The organism is Rhodoblastus sp., from assembly GCF_041915505.1.
GTDB lineage: Bacteria > Pseudomonadota > Alphaproteobacteria > Rhizobiales > Beijerinckiaceae > Rhodoblastus.
The window spans coordinates 1-1,553 of the sequence record NZ_JAYSBG010000526.1; the positions used below are offsets into that span (position 1 = coordinate 1).

The 1,553-nt window shown below is 66.4% G+C and carries 1 protein-coding gene; it reads left to right on the forward strand.

Features of this window, described 5'->3' with window-relative positions:
- Positions 1 to 19: 19 nt before the first annotated feature.
- Positions 20 to 1,553: DNA translocase FtsK 4TM domain-containing protein (locus ACE3S9_RS19410; RefSeq protein WP_374548118.1), on the forward strand; the 1,534-nt coding region annotated here is incomplete at its 3' end.

Below are 1,553 nucleotides of genomic sequence, written 5' to 3' on the forward strand. Positions count from 1 at the left end.
GCGGTCCGGATCCTGCCCTATGCGCACGACGACATTGCCAATCGGCGAGGTGCTGCCCGAGTCGGCGCGCGTCTTTTTTCAGCGGCGGCTTGAAGAAATCGTCGGGCTCGCCATCGTCGCGTTCACGGCCGCCCTTGGCGTCGCCCTCGCCACCTGGTCGATCGCGGACCCCAGCCTGAACCACGCGACCGATGCGCCGGTCCACAATGCGCTCGGCGCGAAGGGCGCGATCATCGCCGATCTGGTCATGCAATTGATCGGGATCAGCGCGATCATCCTGCTCGCGCCGCTCGGCCTGCTGGGCTGGAAGATCGCGTCCCATCATCGCCGGACGGGCGGAAACAAGGCCGGCTATATCGCCTATTGGCTGGTGGGGACCGTCAGCGCGGCGGCGGTGGCCTCCCTGCTGCCGACGACCGACGGCTGGCCGCTGCCGACGGGGCTCGGCGGGGTCGTAGGCGACGCCCTGGTCGCTCTGCCGAAACGATATTTTTCGTCGTTCGGCATGGCCATCGCCGGCGTCCTCTATTTCTCAATCGCCATTCTGGCCTTGTCGGCTTCACTCGGCATGGGCGGGCCGGTTGCGAACGACCCTGACGAATTGAGCGATGAGCCAGAGCCGCCCGCGACTTTCATGGACCGCATCGAAAGGCCGTCCCAGCCGGCGACGGAACCGCGTCGGAAGTCCTTCGGAGATTCGAAACTGGCGGCGACCGTGCGCTGGATGCGCGCCCTTTTCCAACAACGGGCGCCGGTGAGCGCGCCATCCGAACATGACATCGCCGGCCGTCAGTTCGACGAACTCGGGCCGGCCTCGACCCATCGCGCGCCCCGACCGGAGCAAATTCAACCCGGCCATGAGGAGCCGGCCTCCGCCTTTGCCGGCGACGCGCCTCGCGTCGCCCGCCCAGCCGGCAAGACGCGCCGCGGCCTTTTTGGATCCTCCGACAATGCCGCGCGGAGCCCGGCCGTTCCGCACGCCTATGCGCCGCCGACGATCAATCTTCTGGCGGCGGCACGGAAATCCGGCAACGGCATCGCCCAGGACTCGCTGGAGCAGAATGCCCGGCTGCTCGAAAGCGTGCTGGAGGATTTCAGCGTCAAGGGCGATATCGTCAGCGTTTTTCCTGGCCCCGTGGTGACGTTGTACGAGTTTGAGCCTGCGCCAGGGATCAAATCATCGCGGGTGATCGGTCTCGCCGACGACATCGCGCGCTCGATGTCGGCGGTCTCCGCCCGCGTCGCCGTGGTGCCGGGCCGCAACGCCATCGGCATCGAACTGCCCAATCCGCGCCGCGAAACCGTCTATCTGCGCGAACTCATCGCCGCGCCCGATTTCACCGACACCAAGCACAAGCTCGCCATCGCCCTCGGCAAGACCATCGGCGGCGAGCCCGTCATTGTCGATCTCGCCAAAATGCCGCATCTGCTCGTCGCCGGCACCACCGGTTCGGGCAAGTCCGTCGCCATCAACACCATGATCCTGTCGCTACTCTATCGGCTCAAGCCGCACGAGTGCCGCCTCATCATGGTCGACCCGAAAATGCTCGAGC